General features: G+C 71.2%; 20 protein-coding genes. 12 read left to right on the top strand and 8 right to left on the bottom strand.

Going from position 1 to position 18,597, the window contains the following annotated elements; all coding sequences use genetic code 11:
• Window positions 1–14: 14 nt before the first annotated feature.
• Window positions 15–905, bottom strand: coding sequence for a hypothetical protein (locus HHX41_RS30960; protein ID WP_182908780.1), 891 nt, complete (start codon window positions 903–905; stop codon window positions 15–17).
• Between the two features lie 154 nt (window positions 906–1,059).
• On the opposite strand from HHX41_RS30960, the gene HHX41_RS30955 reads away from it, so the two are divergent.
• On the top strand, window positions 1,060–1,836 hold the full coding sequence (locus HHX41_RS30955) for an alpha/beta fold hydrolase (RefSeq protein WP_182908779.1): 777 nt from the start codon (window positions 1,060–1,062) through the stop codon (window positions 1,834–1,836).
• Window positions 1,837–1,904: 68 nt separating this feature from the next.
• Window positions 1,905–2,066, top strand: coding sequence for a hypothetical protein (locus tag HHX41_RS30950; protein WP_169988820.1), 162 nt, complete (start codon window positions 1,905–1,907; stop codon window positions 2,064–2,066).
• Between the two features lie 7 nt (window positions 2,067–2,073).
• On the opposite strand, the gene HHX41_RS30945 is transcribed toward HHX41_RS30950, so the two are convergent.
• The gene (locus HHX41_RS30945) at window positions 2,074–3,219 is read right to left on the bottom strand and encodes an acyl-CoA dehydrogenase family protein (RefSeq protein WP_169988819.1); all 1,146 of its coding nucleotides are present in this window, start codon (window positions 3,217–3,219) and stop codon (window positions 2,074–2,076) included.
• A gap of 237 nt (window positions 3,220–3,456) precedes the next feature.
• Here HHX41_RS30945 and HHX41_RS30940 point away from each other — a divergent pair, with 237 nt between their 5' ends.
• Both HHX41_RS30940 and HHX41_RS30935 read left to right on the top strand, forming a co-directional pair.
• A complete protein-coding gene (locus tag HHX41_RS30940) occupies window positions 3,457–4,884 on the top strand; it encodes a hypothetical protein (RefSeq protein ID WP_182908778.1) in 1,428 nt (475 codons plus the stop codon).
• An 11-nt stretch (window positions 4,885–4,895) separates the two neighbouring features.
• Window positions 4,896–5,786: a class F sortase gene (locus HHX41_RS30935; RefSeq protein WP_169988817.1), complete on the top strand. Its 891-nt coding sequence runs from the start codon at window positions 4,896–4,898 to the stop codon at window positions 5,784–5,786.
• 411 nt (window positions 5,787–6,197) lie between these two features.
• Here the strand turns inward: HHX41_RS30935 and HHX41_RS30930 are convergent, their stop codons facing one another.
• Window positions 6,198–6,677, bottom strand: coding sequence for a hypothetical protein (locus tag HHX41_RS30930; protein ID WP_182908886.1), 480 nt, complete (start codon window positions 6,675–6,677; stop codon window positions 6,198–6,200).
• A gap of 4 nt (window positions 6,678–6,681) precedes the next feature.
• Between HHX41_RS30930 and HHX41_RS30925 the strand changes: the two genes are divergently transcribed.
• The 5 genes from HHX41_RS30925 (at window position 6,682) to HHX41_RS30905 (ending at window position 11,565) form a co-directional block, all read left to right on the top strand.
• Complete coding sequence (locus HHX41_RS30925) at window positions 6,682–7,281, top strand: hypothetical protein (protein WP_182908777.1); 600 nt, start codon at window positions 6,682–6,684, stop codon at window positions 7,279–7,281.
• Between the two features lie 155 nt (window positions 7,282–7,436).
• A complete protein-coding gene (locus tag HHX41_RS30920) occupies window positions 7,437–8,357 on the top strand; it encodes a hypothetical protein (protein WP_182908776.1) in 921 nt (306 codons plus the stop codon).
• A gap of 9 nt (window positions 8,358–8,366) precedes the next feature.
• Window positions 8,367–9,275: a class F sortase gene (locus HHX41_RS30915; RefSeq protein ID WP_182908775.1), complete on the top strand. Its 909-nt coding sequence runs from the start codon at window positions 8,367–8,369 to the stop codon at window positions 9,273–9,275.
• Between the two features lie 79 nt (window positions 9,276–9,354).
• Window positions 9,355–10,305, top strand: a complete 951-nt coding sequence (locus HHX41_RS30910) for a hypothetical protein (protein WP_182908774.1) — start codon at window positions 9,355–9,357, stop codon at window positions 10,303–10,305.
• Window positions 10,306–10,419: 114 nt separating this feature from the next.
• Window positions 10,420–11,565: an acetyl-CoA C-acetyltransferase gene (locus HHX41_RS30905; protein ID WP_182908773.1), complete on the top strand. Its 1,146-nt coding sequence runs from the start codon at window positions 10,420–10,422 to the stop codon at window positions 11,563–11,565.
• 61 nt (window positions 11,566–11,626) lie between these two features.
• Here the strand turns inward: HHX41_RS30905 and HHX41_RS30900 are convergent, their stop codons facing one another.
• Window positions 11,627–11,776, bottom strand: a complete 150-nt coding sequence (locus tag HHX41_RS30900) for a hypothetical protein (RefSeq protein ID WP_169988811.1) — start codon at window positions 11,774–11,776, stop codon at window positions 11,627–11,629.
• A 290-nt stretch (window positions 11,777–12,066) separates the two neighbouring features.
• On the opposite strand from HHX41_RS30900, the gene HHX41_RS30895 reads away from it, so the two are divergent.
• Window positions 12,067–12,225, top strand: coding sequence for a hypothetical protein (locus HHX41_RS30895; RefSeq protein WP_182908772.1), 159 nt, complete (start codon window positions 12,067–12,069; stop codon window positions 12,223–12,225).
• A 59-nt stretch (window positions 12,226–12,284) separates the two neighbouring features.
• Here the strand turns inward: HHX41_RS30895 and HHX41_RS30890 are convergent, their stop codons facing one another.
• From HHX41_RS30890 to HHX41_RS30875, 4 genes are all read right to left on the bottom strand, one after another.
• Window positions 12,285–14,162, bottom strand: coding sequence for an acyl-CoA dehydrogenase family protein (locus HHX41_RS30890; protein ID WP_182908771.1), 1,878 nt, complete (start codon window positions 14,160–14,162; stop codon window positions 12,285–12,287).
• A gap of 40 nt (window positions 14,163–14,202) precedes the next feature.
• Window positions 14,203–15,588, bottom strand: coding sequence for a cell wall metabolism sensor histidine kinase WalK (locus HHX41_RS30885; protein ID WP_182908770.1), 1,386 nt, complete (start codon window positions 15,586–15,588; stop codon window positions 14,203–14,205).
• A gap of 10 nt (window positions 15,589–15,598) precedes the next feature.
• Window positions 15,599–16,297 (bottom strand): response regulator transcription factor, encoded by a 699-nt coding sequence (locus HHX41_RS30880; protein WP_169988807.1) that lies wholly within the window; start codon window positions 16,295–16,297, stop codon window positions 15,599–15,601.
• 120 nt (window positions 16,298–16,417) lie between these two features.
• Entirely contained in the window at window positions 16,418–17,149 is a 732-nt protein-coding gene (locus HHX41_RS30875; RefSeq protein ID WP_182908769.1) for a methyltransferase, read from the bottom strand.
• A gap of 174 nt (window positions 17,150–17,323) precedes the next feature.
• Between HHX41_RS30875 and HHX41_RS30870 the strand changes: the two genes are divergently transcribed.
• Complete coding sequence (locus HHX41_RS30870) at window positions 17,324–17,860, top strand: RNA polymerase sigma factor (protein ID WP_169988805.1); 537 nt, start codon at window positions 17,324–17,326, stop codon at window positions 17,858–17,860.
• Window positions 17,850–18,596: a hypothetical protein gene (locus tag HHX41_RS30865; RefSeq protein ID WP_182908768.1), complete on the top strand. Its 747-nt coding sequence runs from the start codon at window positions 17,850–17,852 to the stop codon at window positions 18,594–18,596. Before HHX41_RS30870 ends, HHX41_RS30865 begins: the two co-directional genes overlap by 11 nt.
• The last annotated feature ends 1 nt before the right edge of the window (window position 18,597 follow it).

The following is an 18,597-nucleotide window of genomic DNA, read 5'->3' as shown; positions in this document are numbered from 1 at the left end:
GGGGCGCGTCACGGTCAGTTCTTCTGCTTCATGCAGCTGTATCCGGCCGGGCGTTCGGGTTCGAGCGTCACCTGCCGCAGCACGGTCGCCTCCATGGAGATGCGGAAGGTCTCCTGGTGCGCGCAGTCGTACAACGCGTACGCGCCCTCGCGTTCGCCGAGCAGCAGCACCTGCACACCGCCGCGCAGCACCTTGCCGCTTTCGCGGTCGTTGAGCACCACCCACTGGTCCTGGAAGCCCACCATGGACAGGAGCAGGCTGGCGGGCCTGCCCTTCTCGGCGACGGCGAGCGCGTCGCTCTCCATCTGTCCCATCAGCGCGAAGCCCAGCCCGATGCCGGTGAACGCCGCCACCACGATCTTCATGCCCGCGCGGCCGGTCGGCCGCCGCCGCAGCAGCCGGAACGGCACGAGGAAGGCCAGGGCGCCGATCACCACCGAGGTGATCACGATGCCGGCCAGCGACGCGCCCTCGCCCAGCCCGAGGTAGCCGAGGAAGCCCCAGTAGCTCGCCCCACACCACAGCGCGCCGGCGGTCGCGGCGGCCCACGGGCGCACGCGTACGGCCTGGGCCAGGCGGAACAGACGGCCGAGGGTGGCCTTGTCGAGCAGCCAGAGGGCCGCCACGACGACACCCGCGAGCAGTGCGCCGCCGATGATGAGCAGGACCAGCGTCCCCACCAGGCGGCCGAACATCGTGGCCTGGTCGATGCCCGCCTGCTCCGGGCTGATGTCGAAGATGCCGTAGACCTGCTGGATGCCGAGATAGAGCAGCGCGTAGAGGGCGATGGCGATCGGCACCACGACCGATCCGCTGCGTTCCAGCAGATCGACGACGCCGGCTTTCCCATCCGGCTCCGGCAGGTCGGCGTGGCCGGTGTCTTCCTCCGGCTTGGTGATGGTCATCGTGTCTGTGCGTCCCGCCTGTGATCGTTGTGCCGGAACATGATTGCAGTCCGAGACGACGACCACGCACCGGGTCCGCCCGGACGGGACAGCGGATGCGCGTCGTGGGCTCCGGCGCTTCTTTCCGGCCGTGCGTGGTGCTTGACTCGTCGGTATGGAGCTCGCCCACGACCGCCGCGGCAGCGGGCCGCCGCTGGTCCTCCTCCACGGCATCGGCCACCACAGGCACGGCTGGCTGCCGGTCCTCGACCTGCTCGCCGAGCAGCACGACGTCATCACGGTGGACCTGCCCGGCTTCGGCGACTCCCCGCCGCTGCCGTACGGCACGCCGTACAACGTGGAGACGCTGGGGCGGGCGGTGCGCGAGTTCTGGACCCGGCTCGGCCTGAGCCGGCCGCACGTCGCGGGCAACTCGCTGGGCGGCTACATCGCGCTCGACCTGGCGTCCAGCGCCGACGTCCGCACGGCCGTCGCGCTGTCTCCCGCCGGGTTCTGGTCCCGGCCCGAGTACGCGTACGCGCGGGCGGTGCTGCGCCTGCTGCGGCTGGCGGTCCGGGCGGACGGGCTGCCCGCGCTCGTGGCCGGCACGGACGAGGGCAAGGCGCTGGCCATGGGCCTGCTCGTGGCCCGTCCCGGGCGGCTGTCGGGTGCGGCCGTGCGTGCGGCGGCCGAGGCACTGCGCGACTGCGCGGGATTCGAGGAGACGCTGGACTCGCTGGCGTGGGTCGCGCCACCCGCGCCGCCCAAGGTGCCGGTCACGATCGCCTGGGGCGAGCGCGACCGGCTGCTGCCGCGCCGCCAGGCCGTGCGGGCGGCGCGGTGGGCGGGGCAGCGGGCGCTGCTGCTGCGGGGCTGCGGCCACCTGCCGATGAGCGACGACCCGGAACTGGTCGCCCGGGTGATCCTCGAACGCTGCGGCGATCCCCGCTGAGTCGTCTTCCGGTGCCGCTTGTGCTGACCGGCACGCGGCCGCGGGGAAACCCACGCATACTGATCAGTGTGGACACCGGACTCATCCTTCTGGTCTTCCTGGCGCTCCTGTTCGCGTGGCTGCTGAACAAGGTGCGCCGGTTCTTCCGGCTGAGCCCGGTGGCCTACGGGGGCGTGATGGTCGTGTTCGTGGTGGCCATGCTGCTGATCTGGGGGCAGCAGCGCGGCTGAGGCGGGGTCAGAAGCCGAAGGACCGCCCGATGATCTCCTTCATGATCTCGGTGGTGCCGCCGTAGATCGTCTGCACGCGGCTGTCGAGCCAGGCCTTGGCGACCGGATACTCCAGCATGTAGCCGTAACCGCCGTGGAGCTGGACGCACCGGTCGACGACCTTGTTCTGCAGCTCCGTCGTCCACCACTTGGCCTTGGCCGCGTCCACCGCCGTCAGCTCCCTGGCGTTGAGCGCGCGCACGCACTTGTCCACGTAGTGGCGGGCGATCTCCACCTCGGTGGCCAGTTCGGCCAGCAGGAACCGGGTGTTCTGGAACTTGCCGATGCTCCGGCCGAAGGCCGTGCGGTTGCGGCAGTACTCGATCGTCTGCTCCAGCACCGTCTCCGCGGCGGCCACGGCCGCCACCGCGATCGACAGCCGCTCCTGCGGCAGGTTGTTCATGAGCTGGAAGAAGCCCTGGCCCTCCTCGCCGCCCAGGAGGTTGGCCACCGGCACCCGGACGTTCTCGAAGAACAGCTCGGCGGTGTCCTGCGCGTGCATGCCGACCTTCTCCAGGTTCCGGCCGCGGGTGAAGCCCTCCATACCGCGCTCCACCACCAGCAGCGAGGTGCCGCGCGCCCCCGCCGAGGGGTCGGTCTTGGTCACGACCACGACGAGGTCGGAGTTGATGCCGTTGGTGATGAAGGTCTTCTGCCCGTTCACCACGTAGTGGTCGCCCTCGCGGACGGCGGTGGTGCGGATGCCCTGCAGGTCGCTGCCGGCTCCCGGCTCGGTCATGCCGATGGCCGTGATCAGCTCGCCGGACGCGAAGCCGGGCAGCCAGCGCTGCTTCTGCTCGTCGTCGGTCAGGTCGACCATGTACGGCGCCATGATGTCGTTGTGCAGGCCGAATCCGAGGCCGCTGGCGCCGACACGGATGACCTCCTCGACGATCACGACGTTGTAGCGGAAGTCGGTGATCCCCGAGCCGCCGTACTCCTCGGGGACGGAGAAGCCGAACATGCCCAGCTCGCCCGCCTTCTTCCACACCTCGCGGGGGACGATGCCGTCCTTCTCCCACTGCGCGTGGTGGGGGACGACCTCGCGGGCCATGAACTCACGGACGGTCTCGCGGAAGAGGTCGTGCTCCTCGTCGAAGAGGTCTCGCCGCATCGGGTACGCCTTCCGGCTCAGGGTCTGTTGGCGGCACCAGAATACGATTCTGGTGCTCCTCGGGTCATCGGCGCCTTCTTGTACGGCTGGTCACAACTCCGAAACCATCGCGATAACGACCCCTTTGACCACTTCCGTACCCCCTAAGATCTACCTTCGGTTTGCTATAGGCCCGCACGGACGGACCTGTGATCGGAGTATGCGGTGAAACGGTGGAGAGTTGGTCTCCCTAGGACCATGGCTGCCCTGGCCCTCGGCCTGGCCGGTACGGCGGCGATCGTCGTGCCATCGGTAACGGCACAGGCCAATACCGCCGACCTCGTCGTCGACTACGCCTGCACTCAGGGGATCGCCTCGTCGGGCTCCGGGACCGTCTACCTCCGGACGAACCTCACCGTTCCCACGACGCTGAAAGTCGGTGATCCCCTCAACGTCGCCTGGAATCTGGCCTACAGGGACGCGACGCGTTTCGGGGCGCCCACCCTGCTGCCCAACGGCGGCCGGATCTATGTGACCGGTGAGGTCAACCTCAGCGACGGCTGGCAGGGACAGCTCCAGCCGGTGGGGAACGTCGACCAGGCCGGGCCGATGAAGAAGGGGACTCCCCTCAATCTGCCGTCCACCATCTCGGACTTCGCGTACACCACGAGGGCCGGCACGGTCACGGTCAAGCCGGGCAAGCTCTACGTGGACTTCCGGCCGCCCGCCTCCGAGGTCATGGTCAATGACGACCAGGTCGAGCCGAAGATCAACTACAGCGCCGGCGACTGGGTGGACGTCAACGACCGGCCGAGCGGGGACAACGACTACCACCTGGACTTCCACCAGACGAACAAGGCCGGCGCGTGGGCGGAGCTCACCTTCACCGGCACCGGCATCGAGTACGTCGCGCAGAAGGACCGGCGCGGCGGACCGGTGGAGATCTGGGTCGACAACCAGCTCTCGACCCCGCCGCGGGTGGATCCCTCCAAGAACGACGACGGCACGCTGGTGAACGACTCGAACGTCGGCGGCCAGACGCTGTGGAGCTTCACCGGACTCGAGTACAAGCAGCACACGATCACCATCAAGAATGTCGAGGACAAGCGGACGCTGCTCGACGCGTTCCGCGTGATCACCGGTGAGCTGCCCGGTCCGCCGCCGCAGTACCGCGCCGAGTGCACGCTCATCAGCGCACCGGTCGCCGTCCAGGTGACGATCGGTGGCGGGGCGGGCAGCAGCCCGTCGCCGGACAGTTCGCCCGACACGTCTCCGGACACCTCGGCCAGCCCTTCGGGAAGCGCGTCGCCGAGTGGCTCGCCGAGCGCCTCGGGCAGCCCGTCGGCTTCGGCGACGCCGGGCGGTCAGTCGCCGTCTCCGTCTCCGTCGCCCTCGGCGAGCAGGAGCCCGAACCTGTCGGCGACGCAGAACTATGTCGTGGCGGTACTCCCGCAGGGCAGTCCGTCGCCGACGGCGACGAGGACGGTGACGCTGACCGCGACGCCGACCGTGGCCCAGGTGGCGGTCACGCCGCAGGGCGGCGCGCAGACCGGTGAGGCGCCGGAGCGGATGGCCGCCTCGGGAGTGCTGCTGATCGGCTCGGGCGGTGCGCTGCTGGTGATCGGCATGCTCAGCGGCGTGGCGATGCTCCGGCGCAGGGCGGCACACGCGGGCGAGCGGAGCTGAGGAGGATGACGATGAACGGGACACCCGACGGCGGTTCCGCTCCCGTCCCGGACGGGACGGCGGGCGACGCCAAGAAGACGCGTAAGCCGCTGCCCCAGCCGGTCCTCGCGACCCTGCTCGTGGCCGGGTCGTTCGGCGGCATCGCGGCCGTGATGGCCGGCGTGCTCGTCGCGCTCAGCCCCTCGGATCCGCAGGAGAGCGGGCCAATCCCGGGGCAGGTGCACGTCCAGGACGCGGGCAGTGTGGCCTTGCTGCCGCCGACCGTGGGCCCGGGCGGGCCGGGCGTGCCGCTGACGGCGGCGGACCCGGCCGCGCCGCCGCCGCTTCCCGCGATCAAGCCGATCGCCCCGCTGACCTTCACGAGCGCGGCGTCGTCGTCCTCGACGCCGCTGTCGTCCTCGTCGTCGACCGCCACGAAGACGACGACGACCAAGAAGGTCACCGGCAGGCCGCTCAAGATCAGCATCCCGGCGATCGGCGTGAAGGCCACCGTCGGCTCGGTGGGTGTGGACAAGTCCGGCGTCATCCAGACGCCTCCGCTGAGCAAGCCGAACCTCACCGGCTGGTACCGCCTCGGGCCGGCCCCCGGCGACCAGGGCCCGGCGATCATCCTCGGGCACGTGAACACCCGCAAGGGCGCCGCCGTCTTCAGCCGCCTGCGCGAGCTCAAGCGCGGCAACAAGATCGCCGTCATGCGTGCGGACGGCAAGATGGCGATCTTCACGGTGGACGGGATCGAGCAGGTCAGCAAGTCGACGTTCCCGACCAAGCGGGTCTACGGCAACACGATCTCGTCATCGCTGCGGCTGATCACCTGCGGCGGGGTCTACAACGCCAAGCAGCACCACTACACGGACAACATCATCGTCTACGCGACGCTGACGGAGACCAAGGGCAAGTGATCCGCGAGGTGGTCGGCTCACGCCGGCCACCTCTTCGCCCTCCCGCGCCTCGCGTGCGGGCGGACCGTGCGGCCTGCGCCGTACGATCGCCCCGGGCCGGGTTCACGGCCCGGGGCGACCGTGGGAGGGCGATGAACATTCCCTGAGAATTTCCTGACATAAAGCAGCTGCCGGTTATGTCGATGGTCAACCACTGGGACACTGTTGGCCACGTGTACGCGACTGTGGTGGCAGGAGAGACGTCGTGCCCGACCCCAGTGCCCGGCGCAGGAGTGGCCGGCGTCGCATCGCGGCCCGGTCGGCGGCGGGAGTGACGGCCGCGCTGGCCCTGATGACGTGGCCAGCGCTAGCGGCGAGCGAACCCACGACCGTGCTGTATTCCTGCACTCCCGTGGGCGGCGCCCCCGCGACCTACCCCGTGAGCGTGGCCCTGGTCGCGCCGGCCGACCCGGTGGTGAACAGCACGGCGGTCGTGACCTGGCGGATCGCCCCCGCCTCGCCGTCGGACGGACAGAGCGCGCTGGTGGCGCCCGCGACGGGCATCGCGGCCAATGACGTCGTGGTCGCCGAAGGTCTGATGGAGGCGACCGGCGCTCCCGTGGTGAGCGAGTCCGGCGCTTCCGGCGAATCACCGACCCCCAGCCCCTCCCCTTCGGCCACGCCGTCGCCCTCCATCTCGCCCTCCGCCTCGCCTACTCCTTCTCCCTCGCCTTCTCCCGGGGGCGCGGAGTCCGGCGGCGACGCGCAGTTCCAGGCGGCGGCCGACACCTCCGTGACGCCGTCTCCGAGTGCGACGCCGTCTCCGAGTGCGACGCCGTCTCCGAGTGCGACGCCGTCTCCGAGTGCGACGCCGTTGCCCTCGGCCATCACGCTGAGCCCGTCTGCGTCCACGGCCGTGCAGACGTCCCTCGCGCCGTCGGCCACGCTGTCGCCGATCCCCGAACTGCTCGTCACGCTGACCCCGACGGCGGAGGGCACGGTGGGAGTCGCGGCCGGGGACTTCACGCTGAGGTTGCTGCCGGCGGGGAGCACCACCGGCGCCGGTGAGGCGCTCTACACGTGCACGCTGCCGGCCCCCGCGACCCGCGCGTCGCTCGCGTTCGTGGTCTCCGCCTCTTCATCCGATCAGCCGGGCACGACGCCCTCCGACGACGGCGGCACGAACGCCTCGCCCACTCCCGACCGGACGACGACGTCCCCGGCCGCCGCCACGGCGACCACCACGGCGACCACCACTGCGACGGCCACCACCACGGCGACGGCCAGGACGACCACCACTGCGACGGCCACCGTCACCGCGACGGTCTCCCGTACGACGACGAAGCAGGTCAGGACGACGCCGCTGGGCGGCGCGCAGACCGGCGCGGGCGGCGACGCGGGCCCCGACGCCCGGCTCGTGGTGCTCACCGGTGTGGCGCTGATGGCCGCCGCCGCGGCCGGAGGGCTGCTGCTGCGACGCTTCGGCCCGAACCCCGGTTCGTACGGCAGGCATTAGCGTCCGCCTGACGCGGACATGGTCCGAACGGGAGAATGGAGAGGCAATTGGAGGCGTCTTGGGGTTTTTGTCCGTAAGATCTCTACCTGACCGTGACCGTATGATGGCATGCTGGTACGCCTGTTGACTGCGAGCATCGAAGTGGAGAGAAGTCAGTGCTGAAGTCAAAGGCGCGCGGCCGTGTCGCCGGGAGGGCCGCCGCGGCCGGAGTGGTCAGCGCGGGCCTTCTCCTGGGCCTGACCGCGCTCGGCGCGCGAGCCGACACGAAGACCGTGACGTACACCTGCACTCCGTCGACCACCGGCGGCACGCCCGTCACACACGACTTCACCGTGTCGCTCACCTCGACGGGAACCGGCACCCAGTACACCGCGACCCTGAACATCCAGCCGCTCACCGGTTCGGCGTTCCCCGTGCCGGTGGAGATCGCGAGCGGCGCGTCGATCCAGTTGCACCCGAGCGTGTCGGCGTCGGCGCTGCCGGCCGGCATGAACGCGGGCGTGTCCACGCCCTCGCCCACGGGCGCGGCCCTGACCTCGGCCGTCGAGGCCGCGGGGACCATGCCGCCGCTTCCGACGGCCACGCTGACCGTCACGCCGTCGGCCGGGGCCACCTCCGTCGTGCTGACCGCGAAGGACTTCAAGATCAATATGATCGCGCCCGCCGGCACGGGCACGACCACCACGACGCCCACCACGCTCTACAACTGCGTCATCGCGACGACGGGCGCCAACACGATGCCCGCGGCGGCGACCATCGCGGTGGCGAGCCCCTCGGCGTCCCCCAGCGCGAGCCCGAGTGCGAGCCCCAGCGCCAGCCCGTCCGCGAGCGCCTCGCCCTCGCCGCGCGGCACCCGGACGGTGTACGAGACGGTCTTCGCGTCGCCCACGCCGTCCAAGACGAAGACGAAGTCCGTCCAGATCGAGAACACGCCCGGGGGTGGCGCGGCCACCGGCGGCGGCGGCGACGCGGGCCCCGACGCCCGTCTCTTCGTCCTCACCGGCACCGCGCTGATGCTGGCGGCGGCGGGCGGCGGCCTCGTGCTCAGGACCCGGCGCCGACCGGTGCGGCACTAGGACGAGCCCATGACCACCCCGCCTCCTGGACAGTACCCGCCGGGCCAGCCGTACGGCATGCCTCCCGGGCCGGACGGGCAGGGCTACCCGCAGCCGGTTTACGGCCAGCCGGTCTTCCAGCCGGTCATGCTGCCCCAGGTGCAGCCCGCGCAGCCGGCGCCCCCGCCGCCGGAGGACAAGCCTCCCGGCGACGGCGCGCAGGCCATCCGGCGGTTGCTGATCACGGCGGCCGTCGTGGGCCTGGTCGTCGTGATCGTGGGTGTCGTGATCATGGTGAACAACCCCGACGAGTACGCCGCGCCGACCCGTCAGACGCTGAAGCTCGCGGCTCCGCAGAACGGGCTCGCCCCCTCTGTGGGGCCGGGCGGCGGGCAACCGCTGACGCAGGCGGTCGCCGACGCGCCGCCGCCGGTGCCGGGCATCCCGGCGGCTCCGGCGATGCAGCCGTCCACGCCCAAGCGCCTGGTCATTCCCAAGATCGGTGTCAACGCGCCGATCAAGTCGCTCGGTCTCGACCGCAGCGGGGCGATCCAGACGCCCCCGATCAGCGACCCGAACCTGGTCGGCTGGTATCGCGGCGGCCCGACAGCGGGGGAGGCGGGCCCGGCCGTCATGCTCGGCCACAAGGACACGACCACGCGCAGCGCCGTCTTCGGCCGCGTGCCCGAACTGGCGTACGGCGACAAGATCGAGGTGTACCGCCTCGACGGAACCGTGGCCATCTTCACCGTGGGCGGCATCGAGCAGGCGAACAAGCAGACGTTCCCCACCAACCGGGTGTACGGCCACGCCGACAACGCCGAGCTGCGACTGATCACCTGCGGTGGCAAGTACAACCATTCGACCGGCCACTACTTCGACAACGTCATCGTCTACGCCACGATGACCGGCACGCGTCTCGCGAAGTCGAGGTCCTGAATCGGGCACCTCGCCGGAAGGGCTCGTGATCGGCGGCCGTCGGGGCTATGGTCTCTTCGACCGATCATGAGGAGGGCCTGTGGGCTGGTTCTCGAAAGTCCTGCTCCCCGGCCGGCTGCGTACGGGACCAACTGCGCTGCTGCCCGCTCGGCCGGACCAGAAGACACTGCTGGCCGTCGCGCAACTCGCCGATCCCGAGGCGACGACCGACGGCGACGACATCATCGCGGGCGGATCGCGCGTCCAGCCGCCCATCGAGCTGACCGGAGACATCCTCGCCAAGCTCGGCGTGCCCGACGAGGACAGGCTCTGGGCCTGCCGGGTCGCCGCCGAGGGCCCGTTGCCCGTCGACTTCTTCGACAAGAGCCTGGCCGAGGGAATCGCGTACCGCCTGGGCGGCTGGTCGCTCTGCCAGGGCGAACCGCTCGATCCCGCGGAGGACGGCGGAGACCCGCTGGTCTTCCTGCCGGCCGTGCCGGAGCCCGAGGAGATCCTGCCGGTTCTGGGCGGGCTGCTGGGCCTCGTCGAGGCCGTGGACGCCGAGCGGTGGCCCGAGGGGGAACTCGTCGACGGCGTCGTCCACGTCCCCGTCCGCGGCGGCAGGGTGGCCGACGTCTACGCGGGCGACGCGCTCGTCCTCACCGTCGAGCAGGGGCACCGCATCCCGCCCGTCGCCCGCACTCGCTGGCCGTACCTGACGGAGATCGCCGTCGCGCGGGTCTCGCCGGTCGACCGTACGGGGGAGACGAAGGCCGAGGACTCCGGAAGCGTGGAGATCGCGGCGGAGACGGCGGGCGATGCGGACGCCCACGTTGAGGACGCCCACGTTGAGGACGCCCACGCCGAGGACACCCACGCCGAGGGCGCCGTGGACGGAGGAACGACGCGTGAGGACGAGGCGCGGGCGGATCTGGTCGGGCGGGCGGCCGTCGCGGTGACGCTCGCGAACGGGCTCCGGGGGATCGCGGCCGACAGCCGGGGATTCCAGCTCAGCGAGCCCGCCGACGTGCTACCCGGACGATACGCCTGAGCCCTGCCTATCAGCCCTGCCCATAAGCCGCGCCCGTACCGACGCCCGCCCCGACGAAAGTTCTGATGTAACCTCTCACTAACCGAACAATGCTCGGTTTCTTATGGAGGCACTGTGGCAGAGGCGTACATCGTCGGGGCGGTCCGCTCGCCGGTCGGCAAGAAGAAGGGCGGGCTCTCCACGGTCCACCCGGTCGACCTGGCCGCCCACACTCTCTCCGCGCTCGTGGAGCGCACCGGCGTCGACCCCGCCGCCGTGGACGACGTGATCATGGGCTGCGTGATGCAGTTCGGCCCGCAGTCCATGGACATCGCGCGCAACGCGTGGCTCAGTGCGGGCCTTCCGGAGACCGTGGCCGGAGTCACCATCGACCGGCAGTGCGGCTCGTCGCAGCAGGCGATCCACTTCGCCGCGCAGGGAGTGCTGTCGGGCACGCAGGACCTCGTCGTGGCGGCCGGTGTCGAGTCGATGTCCATCGTCCCGATGGGATCGAGCATCACGGCGGCGCTGGAGAAGGGCATGCCGTTCCCGTTCGGCGACAAGTGGGTCGAGCGGTACGGCAAGCAGGAGATCTCCCAGTTCCGCGGCGCGGAGCTGATGTGTGAGAAGTGGGGCTTCACTCGGCAGGACCTGGAGGTCTTCGCCTACGAGAGCCACCAGCGGGCCGCGAAGGCGATCGCCAACGGCCACTTCAAGGAGCAGATCGCCCCCGTCAACGGCGTGAGCGACGACGAGGGCCCGCGGCCCGACACCACGCTCGAGAAGATGGCCGAGCTCAAGACCCTGCGTGAGGGCGGCCGGATCACCGCGGCCACCTCCTCGCAGATCTCCGACGGCTCCGGCGCGCTGCTCATCGCCTCGGAGCAGGCGGTGCGTGACCACGGCCTGACCCCGCGCGCCCGGATCGTCACGCTGACGCTGGTCGGCGACGACCCCGTCTACATGCTGACGGCGCCGATCCCGGCCACCCGCAAGGCGCTGGCCAAGGCCGGGCTCACGATCGAGGACATCGACGTCATCGAGATCAACGAGGCGTTCGCCCCGGTCCCCCTGGCCTGGCTCAAGGAGATCGGGGCCGACCCGGCCCGCACCAACCCCAACGGCGGCGCGATCGCGCTGGGGCACCCGCTGGGCGGCACCGGCGCGATCCTCATGACCAAGCTGCTGCACGAGCTCGAGCGCACCGGTGGGCGGTACGGCCTGCAGACGATGTGCGAGGGCGGCGGCCAGGCCAACGTCACGATCATCGAGCGCCTCTGACGCTCACGACGAAGGGCACCCCGGTCGAGCGCCGGGGTGCCCTTTCTCTGTCCTGACGGGGCTACTTGGCCCGCGGCAGCCGCCGCGGCTGCCGTACCGGCCGCATGGGCGGGGCCGGGATCTGACGCGGCGGCGGCGGGAAGGAACGCTGGGGCTGCGGCGTGCGCGGGTTCTGCTGCTTGCCGCCCTTGCTGGACGCGCGGGTACGCATACGGGATCTCCTTGTACGTCGGGAACGCGGCACCAGGTGCCGTCACTCAGCTGCCGCGTCGGATGGACAGGGCCGGAAAGCTGAGCGGATCAGCGGCTCAGAGGCTGATCAGCGGTCGCCGTAGAGAATCCACATGCGGGTGACAGTAACAAGCCCCCGCATCGCGGGACAAAGGGTTTTCCCGCCTCTGAACCGCGCAAGTAGCCTCCAAGTCGCCCACCAGATCCCGCCAAGTGGGTTCCTGTGTACTCGAACACGTCAAAGAAACGTTCCCCGCACAGGAGATCCCAGTGAAGTCGCTCAAGCGCGCCGCGGCCGTCCTCGCCACCACCGCCGTCGCCGTCACCACCTTCGGTGTTCTGTCCGCCCCGGCCCACGCGAAGGCTCCCGAGGGCTGGTACCGCTGCTACATCTCGGGCTACGGCTGGATGTACTGCTACGACGTCTGATCCCACCTCGCACCACGGCCCCGCCCCCGCATGCCGGGGGCGGGGCCGTGCCGTTTCCGTCAGCCGATGCGCCGGTGGACGTCCTCGAACATCGACGGTCCGGTGCGCTGCGCGGCGATCCACGGGCCCTCCATCGACGGGTCGACGATGCCCTCCTCCAGGAACTCGTACCGCCCGTCGAGCACCCGGCGGGCCAGCCGTACGTCGCGGGCGTCGGTGTTGTCCCACAGCCGGTCGAACAGCGCCTCGGCCCGCTGCCTGGCCTGGTGGCAGAAGGTGTCCGCGAGTTCGTACGGCTTGCGCCCGAACTCGGCCGACTCCTCCTGGGCGCGCACGCAGACCGCGGTGATGGCGAACAGTTCGGCGCCGATGTCGACGATCCGCGACAGGAACCCCTGCTTGTGCTCCAGCCGCGCCTGCCAGCGGGACATGCCGTAGAACGTCGACCTGGCGAGCTTGCGGCTGGTCCGCTCGACGTACCGCAGGTGCTGGGCCAGCGGGCCGAACTCGGCGTACGACGTGGGCACCTGGCCGGGCCCGGTCACCAGGCTCGGCAGCCACCTGGCGTAGAAGGCGCCGGCCCGGGTGGCCGCCCGCCCCTTGGCCCGCAGGCCGGCCTTCGGATCGACGAGCTCGCCCGCGACCGACAGGTGCGCGTCCACCGCCTCGCGGGCGATGAGCAGGTGCATGATCTCGGTCGAGCCCTCGAAGATGCGGTTGATCCGCATGTCCCGCAGCATCTGCTCGACCGGCACGCCGCGCTCCCCGCGGGCGTGCAGCGACTCGGCGGTCTCGTAACCGCGCCCGCCTCTCATCTGCACGAGCTCGTCCATCAGCCGCCAGGCCATCTCCGAGCCGTACAGCTTGGCCAGCGCGGCCTCGATGCGGATGTCGTTGCGCTCGTCGTCGGCCATCCGGCCGGCGAGGTCCACCACCGACTCCAGCGCGTACGTGGTGGCGGCGATGAAGGCGACCTTGCGGGCCACCGCCTCGTGCTGACCGACCGGCCGGCCCCACTGGACCCGCTCGCGCCCCCACTCGCGGGCGATCTTCGTCGCCCACTTCGCCGCGCCGACGCAGGTGGCGGGCAGTGAGAGACGTCCGGTGTTGAGCGTGGTCAAGGCGATCTTCAAGCCCTGGCCCTCGCGGCCGATCAGGTTCTCCACCGGCACGCGCACCTGGTGGAAGCGGGTGACGCCGTTCTCGATCCCGCGCAGTCCCATGAACTGGTTGCGCTGCTCGACGGTGATGCCGGGAGAGTCGGCCTCGACCACGAAGGCCGAGATCTTGGCTCCGGTCCTGGCCATCACGACCAGCAGATCGGCCACCACGCCGTTGGTCGTCCACAGCTTGACGCCGTTGATGACGTACGCGTCGCCGTCGCGCACGGCGATCGTCGACAGCCGGGCGGGGTCGGACCCGACGTCCGGCTCGGTGAGCAGGAACGCCGAGATCTCGCCGCGGGCGCAGCGGGGCAGGAACCGGCGCTTCTGCTCGGGGGTGCCGAACAGCCGCAGCGGCTGCGGAACCCCGATGGACTGGTGGGCCGACAGCAGCGCGCTGAGCGCGGGGGAGCAGGACGTCACGAGTTCCAGCGCACGGCAGTAGTACAGGTGGCTCAGACCCAGCCCGCCGTACTCCTCCTCGATGGTCATGCCGAACGCGCCGATCGCCGCCAGGCCCTTGATCACTTCGTCGGGAATCACGGCGGTGCGCTCGATGAGCGCGGGGTCGACCTTCTCCTGCAGGAACGCCCGCAGGGCGCGCAGGAAGTCGTCCCCCTTCTTGATCTCCTCTTCGGTCAGGCGGGGTGCGGGATGCACGAGGTCCAGCCGGAAGTTCCCGAGGAAGAGCTGCCTGCCGAAGCTCGGGCGGGTCCATTCCGTCTCGCGCGCCTGCTCGGCCACCTCCCTGGCCTTGGCGTAATCGGTCGTCATCCTCGACCTCCTCGGCGGTGAAACGAGCTGTACTCGTTACCTACCCGCCAGTAGCCTCTTGCACCGCCGGAAGCCCGATGTGTACGGAGGTGCCCCCGCCGGGAGAGGAGTCGATCCGGCACCGCCCGCCGTGCGCCTCCACGATGGCCTTCACGATCGACAGGCCGAGCCCCGCACCGCCGGACAGGTGATCCTCCCCCCGCTGGAACCGGTCGAAGGCGCGTTCCGCCTGCTCCGGGCTCATACCCGGGCCGGTGTCGCGCACCTCGATCGTCACCGAGTCCCGGACGCGCGTCAGCCGTACGGTGGCCTTCGTGCCCTCGGGGGTGTGCGCCCGCACGTTGCCGAGCAGGTTGACGAGCACCTGGCGGACCCTGGCCTCGTCCACGATCGCGACCAGGGAGATCGGGGCCTCCACCGTCACGGGATACGCGGGATCGAGGGCGGCCGAGTCGGCGGCCACCTCGCGGGCCATCTCGGCGAGGTCGGTCTCGCTCAACGCGAGGGCGGCGCCGCGGTCGAGCCGCGCGAGCTCCAGCATCTCGCCCACCAGACGGCCCATGCGGTCGGCCTCGGCCTCGATCCGTCCCATGATCTTGGGCAGGTCCTCGGGCGGGATCGCCCCGGCCCGGTTGAGCTCCGCGTAGCCCGAGATGGTCGACAGCGGAGTGCGCAGCTCGTGGGAGGCGTCGGCGGCGAACCGGCGCACGCGGTCCTCCGACGCCTGGCGGTCGCGGAAGGCGCCGGCGATCCGGTCGAGCATGAGGTTGATCGCCGCGCCGAGCCTGCCGACCTCGGAAGGACCCTCCGGCATCCGGGCCGACAGGTCGCCTCGCTCGGCCACGAGATGCGCGGTCCGCGCCATCTTGCCGAGGGGCGCCAGGCCGCCGGCGATCAGCAGCCGGCCGCCTGCAGCCAGCAGCAGGATCAGCGCCCCGCCGGTCGCCAGTTCGCTGATCAGAAGGTGGCGCACCGGATCGTCGACCGCGTCCAGAGGCACCGCGACGACCACCAGCCGCAGACCGCTCGGCGACATCGCCACGGCCGCGATCAGGTCGTGGCCGCCACTCGGGTCGAGGTCGAAGGTGCGGCCCTGCGCCGCGTACGCCAGCAGGTTGTCCTCGCCGAGCCTCTCGGCCAGGTCGGGCACGGCCGCGGCGTCGGCGGCGTCGCCGCTCACCAGATGGGCCCGGCCGTCGGTGAGGTCGTAGGCGGCGACGGCGTAGGTGGAGCCGGTCAGCGCCTGCGCGAGCGGGTCCCCCACGACCACCCGGCGTGCGGCGGTGACGGTCGCCGCCACCACCTGCCCCTCCAGGCGCGTACGCAGGTGCCCGCGCAGGACGACGACGCTGACGACGGAGAGCACGACGAGCAGGACCGCGCTCACCCCGAGCAGCCCGGCGAGCAGGCGCGTCCTGAGCGACATCACGGGTCCGTCACATGTCCTGCGGCGGGCGCAGCGCGTATCCGATGCCGCGCTGGGTGTGGATCAGCGGCGGACCGAGCGGGTCGAGCTTGCGGCGCAGGTAGGAGATATAGGTCTCCAGCACCTGGGAACTGCCGCCGTAGCCCCAGACCTCCTCGAGCAGGCGCCGCTTGGTGAGCACCAGGCCGGCGTTCGCCATCAGGAAGGCCAGCAGGCGGAACTCGGTCGGCGACAGATCCACCGGAACGCCGCCGCGCCGCACCTCCCAGCGCGCCTCGTCGAGCTCCAGGTCCGCGACCCGGAGGATCGGCCCGTGCGCCCGCTCGGCCGCCTCCGGCACGCTCGTACGGCGCAGCACGGCGCGGATCCGCGCGACCAGCGCCTCGACCGAGAAGGGCTTGGTGACGTAGTCGTCGCCACCGAGGGTCAGCCCGCGTACGGTGTCGGCGACCGCGTCGCGGGCGGTGAGGAAGATCACAGGAGGATGCACGCCGCCGGCCCGGATCCGCCGGCACACCTCGAAGCCGTCGATGTCGGGGAGCATGACGTCGAGGACGACGAGGTCGGGCTGGTCCTTCATGACCTCGCCGAGCGCCGCGGCCCCCGTGCCCACGGCCGTCACCCGGAAGCCGTGGAATCGGAGGGCGACTTCCACGATGTCCCGGATGTTCGGCTCGTCCTCGACGACGAGGATCCTGGTTTCACTCATGCGGGACCCATTGTGCAGGCAGGAGGCATTTGTCGCACAATTCGGATCCGCGGCGCCGTGGTCCGTGAGGACGGTTACCTGGGCGCCCTGCTACCTGCGCGCTGCTACTTGGGGACCCTGCTACTTGGGGACCCTGGCGACGCAGAAGACGGTCTGGCCGAACGGCGGGCGGACGAACCGCTCGATGAGCCGGGTCATCGGCACGACGGTCCGGTCGTAGATCTTCACGAGCCGGGGGTCGGGGTAGCCCACGCCGCCCCGCCGCACGGCCGCCCACCAGGCGATTCCGCCCAGGAAGTTGATCGGCTTGAGCACCTGGACGTCGAGACCGGCGGCGGTGACCGTCCTGCGCAGCGTGGCGGGGGTGTAGCGGGTGACGTGCCCCACCTTGCGGTCGAAGTCCCCGTAAAGCTGCATGTAGCCGGGCACCCAGATGACGATCCGGCCGCCGGGGGCGGTCACCCTGGCCAGCGACCGCAGCGCCTCGGCGTCCTCCTCGATGTGCTCCAGGACGTTCATCATCACGACGGTGTCGACCGGCTCGGCCAGGGGGATGTCGGTCGGCAGGCCGAACTGGAGCACCGACACATCGTCGCGGTCCGCGAACCTCTTGCGCAGTTGCTCGACGCAGTAGGGATCGAAGTCGCTCACCACGAGCCTGTCCAGGCGCGGCAGGAACTGCTCGGCGAAGTGCCCGAGACCCGAGCCGATCTCCAGCAGCGACCGCCCCACGTGCGGCGCGACCATGTCGAACTCGTACTGCCGGTAGTTCTTGGCCTCGTCGCCGCCGAGGTGGTTCTCCAGAGCCTCGTCTCCGGCCGCCGGCTGGACTACTCGGTCATACCCAGACATAAGATCCTCGATCTACACGCTGACGGACTTGGAAAGTGTAGTGCCCACCCCATCGGCGGGTGCCCGCTTCGCCGGAGGGGCCGCTCGCGGGCCACCGACGGCGTTGTGGACGGAATGCCCGGCTGCTCGTAGGCTTCACCTCCGTCCGCCGATACGCCCCCGATTCCCCCTCAGATGGACGACGACGAGGCAGTGACCCGTGCCCTGGCCGGTGACCTTGACGCCTACGAGGTGCTGGTCGCCCGGTACAGCGCGGTCGCCCACCGTACGGCGAGCCTGCTGGGCGCGGCCGACGAGGCGGAGGACGTCGTCCAGGAGGCGTTCGTCAAGGCCTTCCGCCACCTGAAGGGCTTCCGCCGGGGCTCGTCCTTCCGCCCCTGGCTGCTGCGCATCGTGGCCAACGAGACCCACGACCTCACCCGGTCGCGTGGCCGCCGCTCCGACCTCGCCGTACGGCTGGGCCGCGAGCGGGAGCCGTACGGACCGGAGGACCCGCAGAGCGCGGCCGTGGACGCCGACGGCAGGTCCCGCCTGCTGGAGGCCGTACGCGCGCTGCCCCACGGGGAACGCGAAGCCGTGGTCTGCCGGTATTTCCTGCAGTTGTCCGAGGCGGAGACGGCCGAGGTCCTCGGCGTACGGCTCGGCACGGTGAAGTCGCGGACGTTCCGGGCCCTGCGGCGCCTGCGGGAGGAGGTGGGCCGTGAGCGATGACGACCGGCCCGAGTCGCTCGAGGCGCGCCTGCGGGCTCTCGGCGCCGACCTGGCCGCGCCCGCGCCGCCCCCCGCCGACGTGGCCCGTGCCGTGCGTGCCCGGCTGGAGGACGAGGGCGCCGAGGACGAGCGGGCGCGGCGCCCGGATCGGCGGCGGGCCGGTTGGCGGCCGTCGCCGCGCGTGGCGGCGGCGTCGGTGGCGGTCCTGATGGCCGTGCTGCTCGGGGCCACCCCGCAGGGCCGGGCCGCGGTGGTGTCGGTGCTGCGCTTCGCGGGCGTGGAGGTCCACGTCGGCGGCGCCGGGCCGCTGCCCACGGGAGTGCCGAGCCCGCTGCCCGGCGAGCGCCGGGTGACGCTGGAGGAGGCGCGGAGGACCGCGCGATTCCCCCTCGCCGTGCCGTCCGCGCTCGGCGATCCTGCCGACGTGCGGCTCGCCGACGGCGGCCGGGTGGTGACGCTGCTGTGGCCGGGTGTCCGGCTCGACGAGTTCGACGGGACGCTGAGCGTCGTCTGGCGCAAGGAACTCGGCGAGCCGTTTCCCGAGCAGGTGGACGCCGTCCGCGGATGGTGGATCCAGCAGCCCCACGGCGTGTCGTACGTGCCGTCCGGCGGCGGCGGCCCGCATGAGGAGCGGGTGGCCGGGCCGACGCTCATCTGGCAGCACAGGCTGGTCGGCATGCGGCTGGAGGGACCGGACCGCGCCGAGGCCGTACGGATCGCCTCCTCGGCCCGATGAT

Origin of the sequence: Microbispora sp. H13382 (genome assembly GCF_014161445.1) — a bacterium.
GTDB lineage: Bacteria > Actinomycetota > Actinomycetes > Streptosporangiales > Streptosporangiaceae > Microbispora.
The sequence above is the reverse complement of the archived record's forward strand: the minus strand, read 5'-3'. Positions and strand labels throughout refer to the sequence as shown.

Bases quoted from the DNA above. Each gene is read 5' to 3' on its own strand.
- HHX41_RS30870 (WP_169988805.1), top strand. From the start codon at position 17,324: ATGGACGACGACGAGGCAGTGACCCGTGCCCTGGCCGGTGACCTTGAC.
- HHX41_RS30935 (WP_169988817.1), top strand. From the start codon at position 4,896: ATGAACGGGACACCCGACGGCGGTTCCGCTCCCGTCCCGGACGGGACG.
- HHX41_RS30960 (WP_182908780.1), bottom strand. From the start codon at position 905: ATGACCATCACCAAGCCGGAGGAAGACACCGGCCACGCCGACCTGCCG.
- HHX41_RS30945 (WP_169988819.1), bottom strand. From the start codon at position 3,219: ATGCGGCGAGACCTCTTCGACGAGGAGCACGACCTCTTCCGCGAGACC.
- HHX41_RS30880 (WP_169988807.1), bottom strand. From the start codon at position 16,297: ATGAGTGAAACCAGGATCCTCGTCGTCGAGGACGAGCCGAACATCCGG.
- HHX41_RS30940 (WP_182908778.1), top strand. From the start codon at position 3,457: ATGGCTGCCCTGGCCCTCGGCCTGGCCGGTACGGCGGCGATCGTCGTG.
- HHX41_RS30915 (WP_182908775.1), top strand. From the start codon at position 8,367: ATGACCACCCCGCCTCCTGGACAGTACCCGCCGGGCCAGCCGTACGGC.
- HHX41_RS30955 (WP_182908779.1), top strand. From the start codon at position 1,060: ATGGAGCTCGCCCACGACCGCCGCGGCAGCGGGCCGCCGCTGGTCCTC.
- HHX41_RS30875 (WP_182908769.1), bottom strand. From the start codon at position 17,149: ATGTCTGGGTATGACCGAGTAGTCCAGCCGGCGGCCGGAGACGAGGCT.
- HHX41_RS30890 (WP_182908771.1), bottom strand. From the start codon at position 14,162: ATGACGACCGATTACGCCAAGGCCAGGGAGGTGGCCGAGCAGGCGCGC.
- HHX41_RS30885 (WP_182908770.1), bottom strand. From the start codon at position 15,588: ATGTCGCTCAGGACGCGCCTGCTCGCCGGGCTGCTCGGGGTGAGCGCG.
- HHX41_RS30900 (WP_169988811.1), bottom strand. From the start codon at position 11,776: ATGCGTACCCGCGCGTCCAGCAAGGGCGGCAAGCAGCAGAACCCGCGC.